This is a genomic window from Micromonospora sp. WMMD712, assembly GCF_029581295.1.
Taxonomy (GTDB): Bacteria; Actinomycetota; Actinomycetes; order Mycobacteriales; family Micromonosporaceae; genus Micromonospora; species Micromonospora carbonacea.
Genome location: NZ_CP120743.1, coordinates 3,008,011 through 3,026,718, shown reverse-complemented (window position 1 = coordinate 3,026,718; position 18,708 = coordinate 3,008,011). Strand labels below are relative to the sequence as shown.

Genomic DNA, 18,708 nt, shown 5'->3' with positions numbered 1-18,708 from the left:
TTATCGACATCGGAGGTGCTGGATGCGTAAGCGGTGGTACAGCCTCGCGGCGGTCGGCGCGCTGATCGCGGCGACCCTGGTGCCGGCGACCCCGGCCATGGCCGCCCCGACCTTCAAGGTCCCCTTCCCCTGCGGCCAGTCCTGGTCCGGCCAGACCCGCTCCGACCACAGCCCGGCGTACGCCGTCGACTTCAACCGCACCGACGACCAGGGCGACCCGGTGGTCGCCAGCGCCCCCGGCACGGTCGACCGGGTGACCGACCTCGGCGGCACCAGCTACGGCAAGTACGTCCGCATCGACCACGGTGGCGGCTACACCACCTACTACGCCCACCTCAACGGCTTCAACGTCTCGGTCGGCCAGAGCGTCGGCTACGGCAAGGTGATCGGCTGGGTCGGCAGCACCGGCGGCTCCACCGGCCCGCACCTGCACTACGAGCAGCGGCTCAACGGCAACGACATCCAGGTCCGGTTCAACGGCAACCTGGCGCTGTACTGGGGCACGAAGACGTACACCAGCGACAACAACTGCTCGTCGAGCACCGGCTCCGGCACGGTCGACACCAGCGGCACCCCGCTGACCGTCCGCTCCGGGCCGGGCACCGGGTACTCCTCGGTCGGCACGGTCGCGGACGGGACGAAGGTGACGATCCACTGCCAGACCAGCGGCACCACGGTCACCGGCACGTACGGCACCAGCTCGATCTGGGACCGGATCGGCAGCGGCCGGTACATCGCCGACGCGTACGTCTACACCGGGTACGACGGCTACATCCCGAACGTCCCGCGCTGCTGAGCGCTGCGCCCGGTTAGGAGGGGTCCCCTGTGCAACAGAAAGCGTTAACAGGGGGCCCTTCCTTGCGCCTCAGTTGAGCTGCCAGATCGAGAAGTTGAGGGCGGCGGCGAAGGTGACCCACGCCCAGTACGGCAGCAGCAGCGCCGCCGCCGGCCGGGACAGGCGCGCGAACAGCGCCACGGTCACCCCGATGGCCAGCCACATCAGCACGATCTCGGCGAACGCCAGGCCGTACCGGCCGGCGCCGAAGAACAGCGGAGTCCAGATCGCGTTCAGCACGAGCTGGGCCGTCCAGGCGTACAGCGCCGGCCCGAAGCCGGCCCGCCGCCACACCAGCCACCCGGCGATCGCGATCAGCGCGTAGAGGAGCGTCCAGACCGGGCCGAAGACCCAGGACGGGGGCGCCCAGCCCGGCTGCTCCAGGCTCGCGTACTCCTGCGCGGTGCCCCGCACGCCGAGCCCCCCGATGGCGGCGGCGACCGTCACGGCCGCGCCGAAGCCGAGCAGCGCCCACCATCCGCGCCTCCCGGTCGTGCGCCGGAGGCTGTCCGAAACTGTCATGTGGGGCAGGTGCCCGGCGGCCGCCGCCGGCAAACCCCGGACGGCATGGCGCCGGGGTCGTCCTGTCCGGTGGCCCCTGTCTGGGAGGACGGGGCTCCGGCCACGACGACCCCGGCGGGTCGGTGGTGGATACGACGAAGTCGGGGATCAAGTGTTGAAGATGCTGACCCCGCCCGGGCCGACCAGCAGCCCGACGACGATGAGGACGATGCCCCACAGGATCTGCCGGCGGAACAGCGCGAGAATGCCGGCGACCACGAGTACGACTGCGAGAATCCAGAGAATCAGCTCCATGGCTGCTGAATACCCGAATGACCGATCCGGGAAACCTCTCCGGCGTCCAGGTGATCTCCCAGGTGGAAGATGCTGTACGCCTGCTTGATCACCGGGTGCGCCACGTTGCGGACCCGCACCCCGCCCGGGGTGGTGCCCCGTTCGCTGCCGGCGTGCGCGTGCCCGTGCAGGGCCAGCGCGGTCGGCGCCGAGTCGATGGCCTGCCCGAGCTGGTAGGACCCGAGGAACGGATAGATCTCCAGCGGCTCGCCGGCCAGGGTGTCCGGCACGGGGGAGTAGTGGGTCAGCGCCACCAGCAGGTCGCAGTCCAGCCCGCGCAGGGCCGCGCCCAGCGCCTCCGCGCTCTCGTTCGTGGTGCGGACGAACGCCTTCATCTCCGGCTCGCCGAAGTCGCTGGCGCACCGCCCGGCGAAGCCGCCGCCGAAGCCCTTCACCCCCGCCACACCGAGCCGCCCGGCGGGGAACTCCAGCACGATCCCCTCGCCCTCCAGCACCCTGATGCCGGCCTCCTCCAGCACCTTGACCACCTGCGGCACCTGGTCGCACTGGTGGTCGTGGTTGCCGAGCACCGTCACCACCGGCACGCCCAGCCCGCCGAACTCGCGGGCCACGCAGCGCGCCTCGGCCTCGGTGCCGTGCCGGGTCAGGTCGCCGGCGAGCAGCAGCACGTCGGCGCAGTCGGGCAGCTCGTCCAGGGCGGGCCGGAACCGGCCCACCACGTCCTCGTCCAGGTGCACGTCGCCCACGGCGGCGATCCGGATCACCTTCCGACCTCCCTCACGGCAACTGTTCGACTTCCGTGGGCGCCTGCGTGCGGATCACCCCGATGTCGCTGGTCACGGGCACGTCGGGGAAGCGCTCGGCGACCCGGCGCAGGATCTCCTCGCGCCGGTGCGGGCTCTCCACCTCGCCGTAGAGGACCAGGCCGCGTTCCCGGCGGACCACGGTGATCCCCTGCTCGGCGACGGCCGGGTCCTCGGCCAGCAGCCGGTGGATCTCGGCCTCCACGTACTCGTCGGGCGGGCCGGCGGTGACGGCGGGCGTCCCGACGGCGTTGTCACGGTGCTCGCTCACGCGGTCTCCTTCTCCTCGGTGGCGTCGGCGTACGGCACCACGTCCAACCGGTCGAGCAGCACCAGGAACGCCTCGGCGTACGGCGAGTGCTGCGTCTCCTTGCGTACCCGTTCCCAGTCGATCTGTTCGCGCAGCGACCGGGCCAGCGGCAGCGCCCGGGCGAAGTCGCAGTAGTGCTGGGAGAAGCTGAGCAGCTTGTGCACCATGAGCAGGGAGGCGGACAGCACGGGCATGTGGATCGCGTCGACCGGGCGGTCGATCGTGTCGGCGAACGTCTCCTCGGTGACCGGGGTCTCGATCGGGCGGTGGATCAGGTCCACCATCCGGCCGTCGTCGTAGACCTTCACCAGCCAGTCCTCGGGCGGGCGCTCGGCGTCGAAGCCCGCCTCGACCAGCGCCTCCAGCGCCCGGTCCACGTCCTCGCCCCGGATCAGGAAGTCGACGTCGTGCTCGCTGGAGTGCCCGCCGTGGGCGTACACCGCGAAGCTGCCGCCGAGGGCGAACGGGATCTCGGACTGTTTGAGCACGGCGGCGACCTTCTTCAGCGTGTGCACCAGGGTCTCGTCCCCGCGCTCGGCCATGTGGCTCTCCCGTCGGTCGTGTCGTGGACAGGCGGATTCGATTTGCGTACCCGGCATTCCGTTCGCCCACACCTGAGCGCCGCCTCCCGCGGTGCGAACCGGCCGCAAAGGGACGAAGAACCGGAGGTGAGCGTGGGTCCGATAGTCTGGGGAGGGTGGCCAGATCACTGCGGGACCGGCGGGGCGGGGCCCGACTGCGCGCCGTTGCCCTGATCGGCATCGACGGGTCGGGCAAGACCACCCAGGCCCACCACCTCGCCGAGGCGCTGACCGCCGCCGGCCGCCCCGCGACCTACCACCGCAACGCCGGTGGCCGGCGCTGGCTCGGCCGCGTCGCCCAGCGGCTCGGCCGTCCCGACGCCGAGCGCCTCGTCGGCCGGCGCGGCCTGCTCGCCGTCGAGTCCGTGCTGCGCTGGCTGGCGATCGCGGCGGCGCTGCTGAGCTGCCTCGTCACCGGCCGCACTGCCGTCATGGACCGCTACTCCGCCTGCCAGTACGCCAGCATCCGGGCACACGGCGGGCAGCGCTGGGAGCGGCTGGCCCGGGCCGGGTACCGCCTCTTCCCGCCGCCGCAGGTCACCTTCCTCCTCGCGGTCGACCCCGCCGAGGCGTACCGGCGCATCGAGCGGCGCGGCACCGACCACGAGACGATGGGCTGGCTGACCGCCGCCGACCGGGCGTACCGCACGCTGCCGGAGTTCCCCAGCTTCGTGGTGGTCGACGCCGGCCGGCCGCCCGAGGAGGTGTCCCGGCAGATCCGGGCCCACCTGGCCGCCTGGCTGCCGGCCCAGGGCGTCCCGTCCGCCGGGGCCGCCGCCCCGGCCGGGCCGCCGCCGGCCGAGCCCGCCCCGCCGGCCCCGCAGGCCCCGCCCGCCGCGGCCGGCGCGCCCGGTGCGGTGGCGCTCCCCGTCGACGACGCCGGCCGGGGGCCGGGGCTGCTGGTGGCGGGTCAGGCCTGACGTAGGCCGCCCGGCCCACCCCGGCTGCCCCACCGAAGGACGCCGCCGCCCGGACGGCGGTCGCCCGCCCCCGTCCAGCACGGGGCGGGACCCCTCCGGGGGAAGCGCCGGGGGCGGCGGAAATGACAGCCTTTTCGCAACACTCGTGAACGTCCGGAGTACTTTTTTCCCGATACGTGGAGACATGGTTGACGCTTGCGCCTGGTGAAAGTAAGTTTCATCCGTGGCGAAGAGTCCGAAGATTTCTGCGAGTCACGAGCCGGGTGGGTTGATCGTCCACATCAGCGGCCTGCTCCCCTCGCTGTCGCCCGCCGAGCAGCGGGTGGCCCGGCTGGTGGTCGCCGACCCGGCGGACGCCGCCCGGCGCACCATCACCGACCTCGCCACCGCCGCCGAGACGTCCGAGGCGACCGTCATCCGGTTCTGCCGCTCGGTCGGCATGGACGGCTACCCGCAGCTGCGCATCCGGCTCGCCGCCGAGGCCGCCCGCCGGGTCGAGCCACCCGACGCCCGGGTCGTCGGCGGCGACATCCCGCCCGGGGCGGACCTGGCCCAGATCATCGCCACCATCGCGTTCAACGACGCCCGCGCCGTGGAGGAGACGGCCGAGCAGCTCGACCCCGCCGTCTGCGAACAGGTCGTCGAGGCGATCGTCGGCGCGGGCCGGATCGAGGTCTACGGCGCGGGGGCCAGCGGCTTCGTCGCCTCGGACTTCCAGCAGAAGCTGCACCGCATCGGCCGCATGGCGTTCTACTTCCCCGACGTGCACACCGCCCTCACCTCGGCCGCCCTGCTCGCCAAGGACGACGTGGCCGTGGGCATCTCGCACAGCGGCACCACGGCCGACGTGATCGAGGTGCTGGAGCAGGCCCGCGCCCGGGGGGCCAGCACGGTGGCGCTGACCAACTTCCCCCGCTCGCCGATCACCGACGTCGCCGACTTCGTGCTCACCACGGCGGCCCGCGAGACGACGTACCGCTCGGGCGCGATGGCCAGCCGGCTGGCCCAGCTCACCGTGGTCGACTGCCTCTTCGTCGGGGTGGCCGCCCGCAACCGCGCGCGGGCCCGCCGGGCGCTGGAGGTCACCGCCGACGCGGTGCGGACCCGGCGGGTCGGCCCCGGCCGGAGGCGGGGATGACGGCCGGGCGCGTCGAGCCCGGGGAGGTCGCGGCGGTCCCCGCCCGCCCGGTGGTCCGGGTGGGCGCGCCCACCGAGCGGCGCAACCCGCGCAGCGTCGACCTCGACCTGATGTCCACCCGGGACGTGCTCGCCGTGATCAACGAGGCGGACCGGCGGGTGCCGGCCGCCGTCGCGGCGGTCCTCGACGAGATCGCCGCCACCGTCGACCTCGCGGTCGCCGCGCTGCGCGGCGGGCACCGGGTGCACTACTTCGGCGCCGGGACCTCCGGCCGCCTCGGGGTGCTGGACGCCGCCGAGCTGGCCCCCACCTTCAACTCGCCCCGGCACTGGTTCTGCGCCCACCTCGCCGGCGGCCCGGAGGCGATGTGGCGGGCCGTCGAGGACGCCGAGGACGACCACCGGGGCGGGGCCGCCGAGGCGGCCGACTGCGTCGGCGCGGGCGACCTGGTGGTCGGGCTGGCCGCCAGCGGGCGCACCCCGTACGTGCTCGGTGCGCTCGCCGCCTCCCGGGCCCAGGGGGCCTCGACCGTGCTGCTCTGCGCCAATCCGGAGGCCGAGGCCGCCGGGTCGGTCGACGTCTTCATCGGGGTCGACACCGGCCCCGAGGTGGTGACCGGCTCGACCCGGATGAAGGCGGGCACCGCGCAGAAGCTGGTGCTCAACACCTTCTCCACGGCCGTCATGGTGCGGCTGGGCCGGGTCTACTCGAACCTCATGATCGACATGGTGGCCACCAACGCCAAGCTGCGCGGCCGGATGATCTCGATCCTGGTGGACGCCACGGGCTGCGCCGAGGAGGTCTGCCGGCGGGCCCTGCACGAGGCCGACGGCGACCTCAAGACCGCCCTGGTGTCGCTCGTCTCCGGGGCCGAGGTCCCCGCCGCCCGGGCCGCCCTGGCCCGCGCCGCCCACCAGGTCAGGGGCGCGCTCGACCTGCTCGCCTCCTGAGCGGCCCGACTTCGCCGGCGTGGACCGTGACGGTGGTCACCAACGGCCGGCGGCGGGACTTACCACACGGCACGGATTGTTCAACCGGGTCGAGGGTATTCCGCATCCGTGGATGAACCGACCGGTCCGCCGCCGCGTATCAGGCGGTGACCAGGATCGCAGCGCGACGGTGACGCGGGTCGCTGTGCGCCCCGGGACGGCGATGGTGCCATGCCAGGGGCGTGCGCGTTCCATCGATCCGCCGACCCGTCGGCGGCGTCGACGGCGAGCCACTTTTCGGGGTGCTGACAGCAAACATGGACCGGGCTCTCAGCTACTACTCAGGCATTCGTGACACTTTCGACTCACGACATGGAATCCCCGACGCGTCTCCACTGTTGTGCAGGTGTCAGGTCAGCACCGGAGGGCACAGACGGGAGTTACGGGGGAGGGCTGATGGACGTGGGGATGGCAAGGAACCGGGCAACCGGCGCGAGCGAGGGGACCGTGGGCAACGTGGACAAGAACATCGGCATGCGAACCGACGAGGTGGCCGAGGAGCGCGACCTCGTCGGAGTCTACCTTCACGAGATCTCCCGGACGCCACTGCTGGACGCCGCCACCGAGGTCGACCTCTCCAAGTCGATCGAGGCCGGGCTGTACGCCGAGCACCTGCTCGAGACGGACCGCGTTCCCGCCGGTGTCGCCCGGGACGACCTGGCGCGGGTGGTCGCCGAGGGGGAGCGGGCGAAGGACCTCTTCATCCGCGCCAACCTGCGGCTGGTCGTCTCCATCGCCCGGCGCTACGTGCGCTCGGGCATGCCCATGCTCGACCTGATCCAGGAGGGCAACACCGGCCTGGTCCGGGCGGTCGAGAAGTTCGACTACGAGCGCGGCTTCAAGTTCTCCACCTACGCGACCTGGTGGATCCGCCAGGCGATCAGCCGGGCGATCGCCCAGCAGGAGCGCACCGTGCGGCTGCCGGTGCACCTGGTGGAGGACGTCAACCGGATGCGCAACGTCGCCCGGCAGCTCACCCGCGAGCTGGGCAGCGACCCGGAGCCCGAGCAGATCGCGGCGGCCCTCGGCGTCACCGTCGAGCGGGTCAACGAGCTGGTGCGCTGGTCGCAGGACACCGTGTCGCTCGACACGCCGGTCGGCGACGACGGCGACACCAACCTCGGTGACCTGGTCGCCGACAGCGACGCCCCGTCGCCGGAGGACATCGTCCTCACCGGCCTGGAGCGGCAGCGCATCGAGGGCCTGCTCAACCACCTCGACGACCGGTCGGCCGGCATCATGCGGGCCCGCTACGGACTGGAGGACGGGCGGGAGCACTCGCTGACCGAGGTCGCCTCGCGGTTCTCGCTGTCGCGGGAGCGGATCCGGCAGCTGGAGATCCAGGCGCTGGGCCGGCTGCGCGAGCTGGCCCGGGCCGAGGGGCTACAGGCCGCCTGAGCTGGTAGTAATGACGGCGAACGGCCGGCGTCCGATAGGGGGACGCCGGCCGTTCGCCGTCGCACGGGGAGCGGTCAGCGGACCCGGCCGTACCCGTAGGGCGGCATCAGGGCCAGGGCCCGCTTCTCCACGTTCCGGCCGAAGGTCGGCGCGTGGATCACCTGGCCGTCGCCGACGTAGATGGCCACGTGGCCGAGGCTGTTGTAGAAGACGAGGTCGCCCGGGCGCAGCTCGCTGCGGCTGATGTGGCTGACCACGCCCCACTGCATCCGCGTGTTGTGCGGCAGGGACTTGCCGGCCGCCCGCCAGGCGGCGGAGGTGAGGCCCGAGCAGTCGTACCCGTTCGGGCCGTCGGCGGCCCAGACGTAGGGCTTGCCGAGCGCCCCGTACGCGTACCGCACGGCCGCGCCGGCCCGGCCCGAGACGGCCGGGGCCTTCTCGCCGGAGCCGGACTTCCCGCCCGAGCGCGCCTTCGGCGGGGTGGGCTCGGTGGCCCGCCCGTACGCCTGCCGGCGCATCTCGTACAGCTCGGCGAGGTCCTTCTCGATCCGCTTGCGACTGGCGGTGAGCTGCTTCGCCTGCGCGGCCTGCTTCGCCAGCGTCGCGTCCAGCCGCCCCTTCTGGTCGAGCAGCTGGCGCTGGTTCTCGGTGTAGCCGGCGATCCGCTGCTGGCGCTGCCGGCTGAGCTGGTCGAGTGTGTCGAGCCGGTCCAGCAGGGTGCTCGGCCCGCCGGGGCTCAGCAGCGCGTTGGCGGCGTCCAGCCGGCCCGACTTGTACGCGGTGACGGCGATCGTGCCGACGTCCGCCCGGCTCTGCGCGGTCTGCTCCTCCAGCGGCCCGATCCGGGCCGCGAGCTTCGCCGCGGTGGCCTTGTTCGCCTTGATGTCCTCGGCGAGCTTGTTGTAGGACTCGACGACCCGTTCCAGCTCGGTCGAGGACTTCTCGATCCGCCGCGTCAGCTCGGCGGGGGTCGGCTCGGCCCGAGCCACCGCCGCCGGGGCGATCAGCGCGGCCACGAGGCCGGCCGTCACCAGTGCGCGCAGCGAATTTCTGAGGGACGACAAGAGCGGAGGGCTCCTCTCCCACCAGCCGGCACGACGTCGTGGACGCCGCGTCGGCACCGGCCCGGGGCTGTCCTGGTGGACGGCGGTCGACCGGTCCGGCCTGATCAACCTAGCGCGGGACGGAAGTTACCCGCAGGTGAAGCAGGGACGAACGTGGCGGAACGGCCCAGTGGTACGCGAGGGGCGGTCACGTACGGTGGCGCGGCGCGTTCAGCCGGCCACCGGCTCCGCCGTCGGGGCGGGCTGCGGGGCGAGCCAGCCGCTGACCCGGCGCTCGGCGTAGAACGACACGAACGGGACGGTGCCGGCGAGCATCACCAGCAGCATCCGCTTCAACGGCCAGTCCGCCCGGCGGGACAGGTCGAACGTCGCGGCCAGGTAGACCATGTAGAGCCAGCCGTGCGCGGTGCCGACGACCGCCACCACGGCCGGCTCGTCGAACCCGTACTTCAGGGGCATGCCGATCAGAACCAGCACGACCAGCGCCACGCCCACGATCCAGGCGATCACGCGGTACCGGGTAAGGGCTCCGCCCACCTTCGTCCGTCCTTCCGAACCGGCCTGCGCCGGATAGTCGTGAACCGGCCTCAGCCGGGATAGTCACCGGGCCGGGCCCCCGGATTGGCGTTCAACCATGCCAGGTAGCGGTTGTAGGCGGCCAGGTCGGCGTCGTCCGCGCCGTCGACCGGCGTGGCCGGCGCGCGGGACACCCGCACCGGCCGGCGTACCCCGGTGGGGGTGGCGGACGGCGTGGCCACCGCGACCCGGTCGGCCGGCTCGGTCGTCGTCGGCCCGGCCGGCGCGTCGCCGGGGGCCGACCGCAGGGTGTGCCGCAGCTCACGCCACCAGACGAAGAGCACGAACGCGGCGAAGACCGGCCACTCGACCGCGTACCCCCAGCTCAGCGCGTTGCCCCCGGCCGCCCGGGACAGCTGCCACCAGCCCAGCCCGAGGAAGCCGACGACGAGCACGACCATGGCCACGTGGCGGGCGATCCACGCCGGTGTCCAGAGCCGCTTCATGGCATCGAGGGTACCGGTCGGCGACGTCGTCTCCGACGCGGCGTCGTAGTGCCGGTGGGTTTGCCGGGCGCGCGGGTGGGCATCCGTCTAGACGCCAGCCCAGCCGAGACGAGGGGGGCGACATGACCGAATCAGCCTGGCGGACGACCACCGGCCCGGCCGAGGCCAGCCCGGAGCAGCGGATGCCCGAGTGGGACGGTGACCACCTGCGCGACCCGGCCACCGACGAGGAGCCCGGCATCGACCCGGCCGAGCTCGCCGACGACGACCTGATCCGCGAGATGCACAGCCTGCACCGCACCCGCCTCGACACCCTGCGGCACGCGTCGGACGCGGCGCTCGCCAACCACCTGCGCCGCACGGCGGAGCTGGAGACGGAGTACCTGGCCCGGCACCCGGGGCGGGAGATCGACCCGGCCCGGCTGCGGGACGAGTGATGACCGCCCGCGCCCGGCGCGGTATGTCCGCGCCGCCCGAGGTGGTGTTCAGCACGGCGACCGACCCGGACCGCGCGGCGGCCTGGCTGCCCGAGCCGCTGCGGTCCGACGGCGACAGCCGCCCCGAGGTCGACGCCGGGGACCTGCGGGCCTGGTGGCGCAGCGACTCCGCGCCCGGCTGGTCGGCCGAGATCCGGGTCGAGCCGGCCGACGCCGGGGGCGCGCAGGTGTCGATCGACCTCGCCGGCGCGGCCGGCGGGGCGGAGGCCGGGCTCGCCGACGAGACCCTGGCCAACCTCGCCCGCGAGGTGGCCGACAACCTCACCGCCGGCTGACCGGCCGGCGGGCAAGCCCCAGCGGGGGCCGCGACGCGCTGACGACGAGGAGAGCGGGTTGAGCGAGAGCAGCCTGAGGCAGAAGGCGGCGCGACTGCGCCACGCGTACGCGCCGCACGAGCACCGTCCGCTGGGCGGCTACCTCGCGGCGATGGGCACGTACGCGGGGGTGACCGCCATGATCGCGGGCCTGGTCCGGGCGACCGGCCGCCCCGTGCCCGAGCGGCCCGCCACCGCCGACGTGGTGCTGCTCGCCGTCGCCACCCACAAGCTCAGCCGGCTGCTGTCCAAGGACGCCGTGACCAGCCCGCTGCGCGCCCCGTTCACCCGCTACGACCGCCCGATCGGCAGCGGCGAGGTGATGGAGCAGGTCCGCGACTCGGGCAGCCCGACCCGGCACGCCATCGGCGAGCTGTTGAGCTGCCCGTTCTGCCTGGCCGTCTGGGTGGCCACCGGGCTCACCGGCGGGCTCGTCCTGGCCCCCCGGCTGACCCGGCTGGTGGCCACCGCCCTGACCGCCGTCGCGGCCTCCGACTTCCTCCAGATGGGCTACGCAGTGGCCCAGCAGGCCGCCGAGGGCGGCCACCACAGGGACTGACCCCCTGTCGTACGCGCTGAGGGGAGGGGGCCGGCGCCGGCCCCCTCCCCTCAGCGGTCGCGTCAGCGCTGCATCCCCGACCAGCCGTGCGGCGACTCCGGCTCGCGCTCGTCCTCGTCCTCGCCGGTGATCACGTCGGCGTCGACGGCCGTGCGGTCGTGCTCGTTGGCGAAGTCCGGCTCGGGCGTGGTGTCCAGGCCCTCCGGCGGCTGGCCGAGCGCCTCGACGTGCTCCTGGTGCCGCTCCTGGCGGTCGGTCATCTCGCTGTCCTCTCGGGTTGCGCGGCCGGGCGTCAGGACGCCGATCCGCCCAGCAGGTCGGCGGCCTCGTCCACGGCGTACTCGCCCTGGGGGAGGGCGGCGACGCGGGTGAGCAGCGCTGCGGGCAGCTCGGCGGCGACGGCCCGGCGGTAGATGTCCGCCTGGCTGATCCGCTCCTGGCCGTGGTAGATGTCGTCGAGCAGCTCGTCGAGCGGCCGGGTGTCCGGCTCCTCGACCGGCCCGGCGTCGCTCACCGGCGCTGCCGTCACGGGTGCCCCGTCGGCCACGGCCTCGTCGATCACGGCCTTGTCGGTCACTGCTTCGTCGGTCACGACGATCAGCTACCCGGGGCGGAAACGAGCAAACCCGGAAGGGCCTGGGGCGGCCACGGTAGCGTGATGCCCGTCACGTCGGCGGCCGGAACATCGACCGGCTCCCGCCGGTTGTGACGGGTGTCGGTGTGCCCAGTGTCCCCGGGCCTCACCTGAAATGCCTTCGCGGAATACCGTCCGGCTGGAGCCGCGTCGCGCCACGCGCCGAGAGGCGACCTGCACACCGACACCAGCGGCGCCCCGGTCTTCGGCCGGGGCGCCGCTGGCTTTGTGCCCACCCGGGGCCGCACGTGGCAGGAGCGCCGGCCGGGTCTGCCGGGCGATGCCCGCCACCCGTTCCCGCTCCTTTGCTCTGCACCCGCCGACGCAACGGTTACCGTGCGTAACCAGGCTGGCCGGGCCCGACCCGCGCGGACATTGCGAACATGCTGTTCCGCCGGGGTGCTGCGCCGGTGGGTGCAGAGCAAAGGGAATGCGGGGGCTGGCGTGGGGTTGACCGGCCGGCACGCAGCGTGAGACCGCCCCGCATCCCTCTCGGCCGAGCGTGGAAGTCGCCGCCGGTGAGTAGTAGTGCCGTGCCCCTCGCCGCGTCAGGCGGGGGTGGAGGTGGGGGCGGCAGTGGTGTCGGCCGGGGTGCCGCGGCGGGCGCGGACGGCGGCGGCCAGGCCGTCGAGCACCTCCTCGGTGTCGTCCCAGCCGAGGCAGGCGTCGGTGATCGAGCGGCCGTACTCCAGCTCCCGCGTCGGGTCCAGGTCCTGCCGGCCGGGCAGCAGGAAGCTCTCCAGCATGACGCCGACGATGCCGCGCTGGCCGGCGGCGAGCTGGGCCGCGACGTCGGCGGCGACCAGCGGCTGACGGCGGTGGTCCTTGCCGCTGTTGGCGTGGCTCGCGTCGACCACGACCCGCTCCGGCAGGCCGGCGGCCCGCAGCTTCGCCAGCGCCGCGGCGACGGAGGCGGCGTCGTAGTTCGGGCCGTCGTTGCCGCCCCGCAGCACCAGGTGGCCGTCGGCGTTGCCCCGGGTGTGCATGATCGCCGGGGTGCCGGAGACGTCGATGCCGGGGAAGACGTGCGGGACGCCGGCCGCGCGGATCGCGTCCACGGCCGTGCCGATGCTGCCGTCGGGGCGGTTCTTCATGCCGATCGCCATCGACAGCCCGGAGGCGAGCTGCCGATGCACCTGGCTCTCCACGGTGCGCGCGCCGATCGCGCCCCAGGCGACGGTGTCGGCGATGTACTGCGGGGTGATCGGGTCGAGGAACTCGCAGCCCACCGGCAGGCCCAACCGCAGCACGTCCAGCAGCAGCGCGCGGGCGGTGCGCAGGCCCGTGTTCACGTCGCCGGAGCCGTCCAGCGCCGGGTCGTTGATCAGGCCCTTCCAGCCCACCGTGGAACGCGGCTTCTCGAAGTAGACCCGCATCACGATCAGCAGGTCGTCGGCGAGCCGGTCGGCGACGGTGCGCAGCCGGGCCGCGTACTCCAGGGCGGCGGCCGGGTCGTGCACCGAGCACGGGCCGACCACGACCAGCAGCCGGTCGTCGGCGCGGTCCAGCACCCGGGCGACCGCGCGCCGGCCGTCGAGCACGGCCTCGGTGAGCGTCGCGTCCAGGGGCAGGTGGTGGTGGAGCAGGGCCGGGGTGGTCAACGGCACGACGCGGTCGATCCGCTGGTCGATCACGCGATGGCTGTCCGGGGACGTCACGGTGGGGTTCCTTCCGCCGACCGTGCCCCGGGGCCGGCGCCCGAGGTCGAGCCGGCTGCTCGTACGCAAAAGGGCAGGGAATCAGGCCCCTGCCCAGCCGGCTCGAAGAGGAAGTGACGTCAGATCACGATGAAGTCACCGGCTCCTCCAGCCGGCTGTCTAAACCATCGATACGACCGCGTCACGCCGACCAGCCTACCCGACGCGGCGGGAAAGGCTCACCCCGTCGTCGGGCGGGATCACCTCCGAGGTGCGCGGCCCGTTCCGTTGAGCCGCCCGCTGGGTAGAGACACCGGCATGAGCCACCACGACAGCGACGCCGACCGGATCTCCTCCCGCGCCCACCTGCTGCCCGAGGAGGCGGCGGTCGGCAGCGACGACGCGTACGCCCAGGCCGAGGCGATCCTCGACGAGTCCGACCGGCGGGAGGCCGACCGCGCCGCCGCCCCCGACACCGTGCTGGAGCGGCGCACCTCCGACGAGACGGTGACCACGGTCGAGCCCCCGGACTGACCCCGACCCCGGCCCCGGGCGGCGCGCGCCGCCCGGGACCGGGCAGCGGACCGGCCGGCCTGCGCCGCGCCGACCCCCGCGCGTCACGTCCGCGACCTCGGGATCGGATAGCGTCGGGCCATGCCCGACAGCGGTTTCCCCTGGCCGATCGAAACGACCCGACTGGACAACGGCCTGCGTGTGGTGGTGAGCGAGGACCGCACCGCGCCGGCGGTCGCGGTGAACCTCTGGTACGACGTGGGCTCCCGGCACGAGCCCGACGGGCAGACCGGGTTCGCCCACCTCTTCGAGCACCTCATGTTCGAGGGCTCGGTGAACGTGGCGAAGACCGAACACATGAAGCTCGTCCAGGGCGCCGGCGGCTCGCTGAACGCCACCACCAACCCGGACCGGACGAACTACTTCGAGACCGTCCCCGCCGAGCACCTGGAGCTGGCGCTCTGGCTGGAGGCCGACCGGATGGGCGGCCTGGTGCCGGCGCTGACCCAGGAGACGCTGGACAACCAGCGGGACGTGGTCAAGAACGAGCGTCGCCAGCGCTACGACAACGTGCCCTACGGCGACGCGTGGCTGCGGCTGCTGCCGCTGCTCTATCCGCCCGGGCACCCCTACCACCACGCGACGATCGGCTCGATGGCCGACCTGAACGCCGCCGACCTGGCCACCTTCCAGGCGTTCCACCGCACCTACTACGCGCCGAACAACGCCGTGCTGACCGTCGTCGGCGACGCCGCCGCGACCGAGGTGTTCGCGCTGGCCGACAAGTACTTCGGGGCGATCCCGGCCCGGGAGTCGATCCCGGCCGCGCCGGACGGCCGGCACGTGCCCCGCACCGGCGCGCCGGTCGCCGAGACCGTCACCGCCGCCGTGCCCGCCCCCCGCGTGTTCGTCGCGCACCGCACCCACCCGTTCGGCACCCCCGGCTACGACGTGCTGACCGTCCTGGCCACCGTGCTGGGCAGCGGCCGGGGCAGCCGCCTCTACCAGCGCCTCGCCGACGGCGAGCGGCTCGCCCAGCCCGACACGGTCGGCGCGTACGGGGTGGACCTGCGGCACGCGCCGGCCCCGCTGATCGTCACCGCCACCGCCCGGGACGGGGTGACCGGCGAGCGGCTGGCCGCCGGGGTGGCCGAGGTCGTCGACGAGCTGGCCACCGTGCCGGTCACCGCCGCCGAGCTGGACCGGGCCAAGGCGCTGCTCAGCACCGCGTGGTGGCGGCAGATGTCCACCGTCGACGGCCGCGCCGACACCCTCGGCCGGTACGCCACCCAGTTCGGCGACCCGGCGAAGGCCGCCGAGCGGCTGCCCGCCTGGCTCGCGGTCACCGCCGAGCAGATCGCCGAACTCGCCGCCGAGGCGCTGCGCGCCGACGACCGGGTCACCCTGACCTACCTGCCCGAGGAGACCGCATGAGTTTGATCGCCGACCGTCCCGGGCCGGGGCTGGCCCGGCCCTACCGGTTCCCGCAGGTGGTGCGCCGCGAAACCGCCGGCGGCCGGGTCGTCGCCGCGCACCTGCCCGGGCAGAACCTGGCCGTGGCGCTGCTGCTGCTCGACGCCGGGGCCGGCCGCGAGCCGGTCGGCCGGGAGGGGCTCGGCGCGGTGCTGGCCAAGGCCCTGGAGGAGGGCACCGCGCAGCGGGACGCCACCGCGTACGCGCTGGCCATCGAGGCGCTCGGCACCGAGCTGGTGACCGGGCTCGACTGGGACTCGTTCCAGGTCAGCGTCCAGGTGCCGGTGGAGCGGCTGAGTGCCGCCGTCGCGCTGCTCGCCGAGGCCGTCCGCACGCCGAAGCTGGACCCGGACGACGTGCGGCGGGTGCGCGACGACGAGGCGACCGCCCTGCGGATGGACTGGGCCAACCCCGGCCCCCGGGCCGAGGCGGCGCTGCGGGCCGACCTGTTCGGCGCGCAGAACCGCTGGGGCCGACCCATGTACGGCGACCCCGAGTCGGTGGCGGCCCTGGACCCGGAGGACGTCACCGTCTTCCACTCCGAGTGGTTCCTGCGCCCCGGCACCCTGGTCGTCGCCGGTGACCTGGACCGGCTCGACCTGGACGCGCTGGGCGCGGCGGCGTTCGCCGGCACCGGCGGCGGCCCGCCCCCGGTCGAGGGCCCGATCGACGTGCCGCTGCGCGCCGGCCGGCGGATCATCCTGGTCGACCGCCCCGGGTCGGTGCAGTCCACGCTGCGGCTGGGCCACGCCGCCCCGCACCGGGCGCACCCCGACCACGTGCCGACGAGCCTGGCCGGCACGGTGCTCGGCGGCGCGTTCACCTCCCGGCTCAACCACCTGATCCGCGAGGTGCGCGGCTACACCTACGGCATCCGGGGCGACTTCGCCTCGTCCCGCCGGTTCGGCCGGTTCGCGGTCAGCTCCGGGGTGCAGACGTCGGTGACCGCGCCGGCCCTCGTCGAGGCGGTCGGGGAGATCACCCGGACCCGGGCCGGCGGGGTCACCGAGGACGAGCTGGCGGTGGCCCGGTCGTGGCGGGCCGGGCAGCTCTCGGTCGAGTTGCAGAGCCCCCGGGCGATCGCGTCGGCGCTGACCACCCTGGTCGTGCACGACCTGCCGGACGACTACCACGCCCGGCTGCGCGAGTCGCTGCTCGCCGCCGACGTGGCCGACGTGTCGGCCGCCGCCGCGACCCACCTGCACCCGGAGGCGCTGACCCTGGTGGTCGAGGGCGACGCCGCGCTCATCCGCGACGAGCTGGCGGCCACCGGCCTCGGGGAGATCGTCGACGCCCGTCCCTGATCCGGGCGGGTGTGATTCGCGTCGCGTCCCGGCCGGCGGGGCGGCCCGGCCGGGGCGGCGATGTTCCGGCCCGGGCCCGCCCGCGCCCCCGAAATTCCGGTGCGGCGCGCGGTGGCGACGCCGACGTTGCGGCGCGGGCCCGTCACCGGGCCCGCCCGGCCGGGGCCCGGGCGGTGGGAAAGCGTTCCCGGCCCGGCCGTCGACCTGGGTAGCCTCGCGGGCATGAGGATCGGCATTGTGGGGGCCACCGGCCAGGTCGGTGGCGTGATGCGGCAGGTGCTGGCGGAGCGCGAGTTCCCGGCGGAGCAGGTGCGGTTGTTCGCCTCCGCCCGGTCGGCCGGGCGGACCGTGCCGTGGCGCGGCGGCGAGGTGACGATCGAGGACGCGGCCACCGCCGACTACGCGGGCCTGGACATCGTGCTCTTCTCCGCCGGCAAGGGCACCGCCCTGGAGCTGGCCCCCCGGGTCGCCGCCGCCGGCGCGGTGGTGATCGACAACTCGTCGGCGTTCCGGATGGACCCGGACGTGCCGCTCGTCGTCGCCGAGGTCAACCCGCGCGCCGCCGCGCGCCGCCCGAAGGGCATCATCGCCAACCCGAACTGCACCACGATGGCCGCGATGCCGGTGCTGCGCCCGCTGCACGACGAGGCGGAGCTGGTGAGCCTCGTCGTCGCCACCTACCAGGCGGTCTCCGGGGCCGGCCTGGCCGGCGTGGCCGAGCTGGAGGAGCAGGTCCGCAAGGTCGCCGAGCAGGCCGCCGGACTGGCGTTCGACGGCGCGGCCGTGGAGTTCCCCGCCCCCCGCGTCTTCGCCCGGACCATCGCGTTCAACGTGCTCCCGCTCGCCGGCTCGATCGTCGACGACGGCTCGGCGGAGACCGACGAGGAGCAGAAGCTGCGCAACGAGAGCCGCAAGATCCTGGAGATCCCCGGGCTGAAGGTCTCCGGCACCTGCGTCCGGGTGCCGGTCTTCACCGGGCACTCGCTCCAGATCAACGCCCGGTTCGCCCGGCCGATCACCCCGCAGCGGGCCCGTGAGCTGCTCGACGGCGCGCCCGGCGTGGCCCTGTCCGACGTGCCGACCCCGTTGCAGGCCGCCGGCCACGACCCGACGTACGTGGGCCGGCTGCGTGCCGACGAGACGGTGGAGCACGGGCTGTCGCTGTTCTGCTCCAACGACAACCTCCGCAAGGGCGCCGCCCTCAACGCCGTCCAGCTCGCCGAGCTCGTCGCCGCCGACCTGCGCTGACCGTCGCCGCGCCCCCGGTGTCGGCACGCGGCGTTACCCCGCCCGGGCGGCGGGTAGACCGCGGTGCCGACACCGAGAGGGGAGCACCATGACAACGGTCGGAGAGTTCATGACGACCCGGTTGGTGACGATGGACGGCCACGAGACGCTCACCGCCGCCGCGCGGGAGATGCGCGACAGCGCCATCGGCGACGTGGTGGTGACGGCCGGTGACGACGTGGTCGGTATCGTCACGGACCGGGACATCGCGGTCCGGGGCGTGGCCGAGGAGCGGGACCCGGACACGACCCGGCTCGACCAGATCACCACCCGCGACGTGATCACGGTGAGCCAGTACGACGACGCCGTGGCCGCCGCCGACCTGATGCGCACGTACGCCGTACGGCGGCTGCCGGTGATCGACGACGGCCGGCTGGTCGGCCTGGTCTCCATGGGCGACCTCGCGGTCGAGCGGGAACCGCAGTCGGTGCTGGCGGACATCAGCGCCGACGATCCCAACAACTGACCGTCCGCCGCGCGACGCCGGCCCCCGAACCGGGGGCCGGCGTCGCGTCGTGCCCGCGCCGCGCCCCTCACCCGATCCGGGTGAGGTTGACCCCGCGCCGGACGGGGACCCTTCCGCGACGTCGAACGCCGCGGGTCGACGGGAGGGG

The 18,708-nt window shown here is 74.1% G+C and carries 24 protein-coding genes; 13 read left to right on the top strand and 11 right to left on the bottom strand.

Going from position 1 to position 18,708, the window contains the following annotated elements; all coding sequences use genetic code 11:
• Nucleotides 1–22 precede the first annotated feature (22 nt).
• Complete coding sequence (locus O7633_RS12805) at nucleotides 23–796, top strand: M23 family metallopeptidase (RefSeq protein WP_043966153.1); 774 nt, start codon at nucleotides 23–25, stop codon at nucleotides 794–796.
• 69 nt (nucleotides 797–865) lie between these two features.
• Here the strand turns inward: O7633_RS12805 and O7633_RS12800 are convergent, their stop codons facing one another.
• The 5 genes from O7633_RS12800 to O7633_RS12780 all read right to left on the bottom strand — a co-directional run bounded on the left by O7633_RS12800 (nucleotide 866) and on the right by O7633_RS12780 (nucleotide 3,363).
• Nucleotides 866–1,357, bottom strand: a complete 492-nt coding sequence (locus O7633_RS12800) for a TspO/MBR family protein (protein WP_278128965.1) — start codon at nucleotides 1,355–1,357, stop codon at nucleotides 866–868.
• A gap of 147 nt (nucleotides 1,358–1,504) precedes the next feature.
• Nucleotides 1,505–1,651, bottom strand: a complete 147-nt coding sequence (locus O7633_RS12795; protein WP_013288160.1) for a GPGG-motif small membrane protein — start codon at nucleotides 1,649–1,651, stop codon at nucleotides 1,505–1,507.
• Nucleotides 1,642–2,415 carry a metallophosphoesterase gene (locus tag O7633_RS12790; RefSeq protein ID WP_074477467.1) on the bottom strand — a complete coding sequence of 258 codons (774 nt, stop codon included), beginning with the start codon at nucleotides 2,413–2,415 and terminating at the stop codon, nucleotides 1,642–1,644. The genes O7633_RS12795 and O7633_RS12790 overlap by 10 nt, the downstream gene beginning before the upstream one ends.
• A gap of 13 nt (nucleotides 2,416–2,428) precedes the next feature.
• Entirely contained in the window at nucleotides 2,429–2,725 is a 297-nt protein-coding gene (locus O7633_RS12785) for a hypothetical protein (protein WP_074477469.1), read from the bottom strand.
• Nucleotides 2,722–3,363 carry a nucleotidyltransferase family protein gene (locus O7633_RS12780; RefSeq protein WP_255378733.1) on the bottom strand — a complete coding sequence of 214 codons (642 nt, stop codon included), beginning with the start codon at nucleotides 3,361–3,363 and terminating at the stop codon, nucleotides 2,722–2,724. Before O7633_RS12780 ends, O7633_RS12785 begins: the two co-directional genes overlap by 4 nt.
• Nucleotides 3,364–3,461: 98 nt before the next feature.
• Between O7633_RS12780 and O7633_RS12775 the strand changes: the two genes are divergently transcribed.
• The 4 genes from O7633_RS12775 to O7633_RS12760 all read left to right on the top strand — a co-directional run bounded on the left by O7633_RS12775 (nucleotide 3,462) and on the right by O7633_RS12760 (nucleotide 7,790).
• The gene (locus O7633_RS12775; RefSeq protein WP_282327978.1) at nucleotides 3,462–4,265 is read left to right on the top strand and encodes a dTMP kinase; all 804 of its coding nucleotides are present in this window, start codon (nucleotides 3,462–3,464) and stop codon (nucleotides 4,263–4,265) included.
• Between the two features lie 223 nt (nucleotides 4,266–4,488).
• The gene (locus O7633_RS12770) at nucleotides 4,489–5,403 is read left to right on the top strand and encodes a MurR/RpiR family transcriptional regulator (protein ID WP_074477475.1); all 915 of its coding nucleotides are present in this window, start codon (nucleotides 4,489–4,491) and stop codon (nucleotides 5,401–5,403) included.
• Nucleotides 5,400–6,353 carry an N-acetylmuramic acid 6-phosphate etherase gene (gene murQ / locus O7633_RS12765; RefSeq protein WP_282327977.1) on the top strand — a complete coding sequence of 318 codons (954 nt, stop codon included), beginning with the start codon at nucleotides 5,400–5,402 and terminating at the stop codon, nucleotides 6,351–6,353. Before O7633_RS12770 ends, murQ begins: the two co-directional genes overlap by 4 nt.
• Before the next feature lie 447 nt (nucleotides 6,354–6,800).
• A complete protein-coding gene (locus tag O7633_RS12760) occupies nucleotides 6,801–7,790 on the top strand; it encodes a sigma-70 family RNA polymerase sigma factor (protein WP_178067778.1) in 990 nt (329 codons plus the stop codon).
• 74 nt (nucleotides 7,791–7,864) lie between these two features.
• On the opposite strand, the gene O7633_RS12755 is transcribed toward O7633_RS12760, so the two are convergent.
• The 3 genes from O7633_RS12755 to O7633_RS12745 form a co-directional block, all read right to left on the bottom strand.
• Complete coding sequence (locus O7633_RS12755) at nucleotides 7,865–8,854, bottom strand: C40 family peptidase (RefSeq protein WP_074477481.1); 990 nt, start codon at nucleotides 8,852–8,854, stop codon at nucleotides 7,865–7,867.
• Between the two features lie 210 nt (nucleotides 8,855–9,064).
• On the bottom strand, nucleotides 9,065–9,391 hold the full coding sequence (locus O7633_RS12750) for a DUF3817 domain-containing protein (protein WP_282327976.1): 327 nt from the start codon (nucleotides 9,389–9,391) through the stop codon (nucleotides 9,065–9,067).
• 50 nt (nucleotides 9,392–9,441) lie between these two features.
• On the bottom strand, nucleotides 9,442–9,876 hold the full coding sequence (locus tag O7633_RS12745; RefSeq protein WP_282327975.1) for a hypothetical protein: 435 nt from the start codon (nucleotides 9,874–9,876) through the stop codon (nucleotides 9,442–9,444).
• A 122-nt stretch (nucleotides 9,877–9,998) separates the two neighbouring features.
• Here O7633_RS12745 and O7633_RS12740 point away from each other — a divergent pair, with 122 nt between their 5' ends.
• Genes O7633_RS12740 through O7633_RS12730 form a run of 3 tightly spaced genes read left to right on the top strand, consistent with a single transcriptional unit; the run spans nucleotide 9,999 to nucleotide 11,246 of the window.
• Nucleotides 9,999–10,313: a DUF6158 family protein gene (locus O7633_RS12740; protein WP_282327974.1), complete on the top strand. Its 315-nt coding sequence runs from the start codon at nucleotides 9,999–10,001 to the stop codon at nucleotides 10,311–10,313.
• On the top strand, nucleotides 10,313–10,648 hold the full coding sequence (locus O7633_RS12735) for a hypothetical protein (RefSeq protein ID WP_074477488.1): 336 nt from the start codon (nucleotides 10,313–10,315) through the stop codon (nucleotides 10,646–10,648). The genes O7633_RS12740 and O7633_RS12735 overlap by 1 nt, the downstream gene beginning before the upstream one ends.
• A 58-nt stretch (nucleotides 10,649–10,706) precedes the next feature.
• A complete protein-coding gene (locus O7633_RS12730; RefSeq protein ID WP_282327973.1) occupies nucleotides 10,707–11,246 on the top strand; it encodes a DUF1360 domain-containing protein in 540 nt (179 codons plus the stop codon).
• A gap of 62 nt (nucleotides 11,247–11,308) precedes the next feature.
• On the opposite strand, the gene O7633_RS12725 is transcribed toward O7633_RS12730, so the two are convergent.
• From O7633_RS12725 to O7633_RS12715, 3 genes are all read right to left on the bottom strand, one after another.
• Nucleotides 11,309–11,506, bottom strand: coding sequence for a hypothetical protein (locus O7633_RS12725; RefSeq protein ID WP_278128952.1), 198 nt, complete (start codon nucleotides 11,504–11,506; stop codon nucleotides 11,309–11,311).
• A gap of 32 nt (nucleotides 11,507–11,538) precedes the next feature.
• The gene (locus tag O7633_RS12720) at nucleotides 11,539–11,760 is read right to left on the bottom strand and encodes a hypothetical protein (protein WP_282328546.1); all 222 of its coding nucleotides are present in this window, start codon (nucleotides 11,758–11,760) and stop codon (nucleotides 11,539–11,541) included.
• 668 nt (nucleotides 11,761–12,428) lie between these two features.
• The gene (locus O7633_RS12715) at nucleotides 12,429–13,538 is read right to left on the bottom strand and encodes a 3-deoxy-7-phosphoheptulonate synthase (RefSeq protein ID WP_282327972.1); all 1,110 of its coding nucleotides are present in this window, start codon (nucleotides 13,536–13,538) and stop codon (nucleotides 12,429–12,431) included.
• 297 nt (nucleotides 13,539–13,835) lie between these two features.
• Between O7633_RS12715 and O7633_RS12710 the strand changes: the two genes are divergently transcribed.
• The 5 genes from O7633_RS12710 to O7633_RS12690 all read left to right on the top strand — a co-directional run bounded on the left by O7633_RS12710 (nucleotide 13,836) and on the right by O7633_RS12690 (nucleotide 18,560).
• Nucleotides 13,836–14,051: a hypothetical protein gene (locus O7633_RS12710; protein WP_074477498.1), complete on the top strand. Its 216-nt coding sequence runs from the start codon at nucleotides 13,836–13,838 to the stop codon at nucleotides 14,049–14,051.
• Between the two features lie 120 nt (nucleotides 14,052–14,171).
• The gene (locus O7633_RS12705; protein ID WP_282327971.1) at nucleotides 14,172–15,464 is read left to right on the top strand and encodes a pitrilysin family protein; all 1,293 of its coding nucleotides are present in this window, start codon (nucleotides 14,172–14,174) and stop codon (nucleotides 15,462–15,464) included.
• Entirely contained in the window at nucleotides 15,461–16,807 is a 1,347-nt protein-coding gene (locus tag O7633_RS12700) for an insulinase family protein (protein ID WP_282327970.1), read from the top strand. The genes O7633_RS12705 and O7633_RS12700 overlap by 4 nt, the downstream gene beginning before the upstream one ends.
• Nucleotides 16,808–17,029: 222 nt before the next feature.
• A complete protein-coding gene (locus O7633_RS12695; RefSeq protein ID WP_282327969.1) occupies nucleotides 17,030–18,055 on the top strand; it encodes an aspartate-semialdehyde dehydrogenase in 1,026 nt (341 codons plus the stop codon).
• An 88-nt stretch (nucleotides 18,056–18,143) separates the two neighbouring features.
• Entirely contained in the window at nucleotides 18,144–18,560 is a 417-nt protein-coding gene (locus tag O7633_RS12690) for a CBS domain-containing protein (RefSeq protein WP_282327968.1), read from the top strand.
• Nucleotides 18,561–18,708 lie beyond the last annotated feature (148 nt).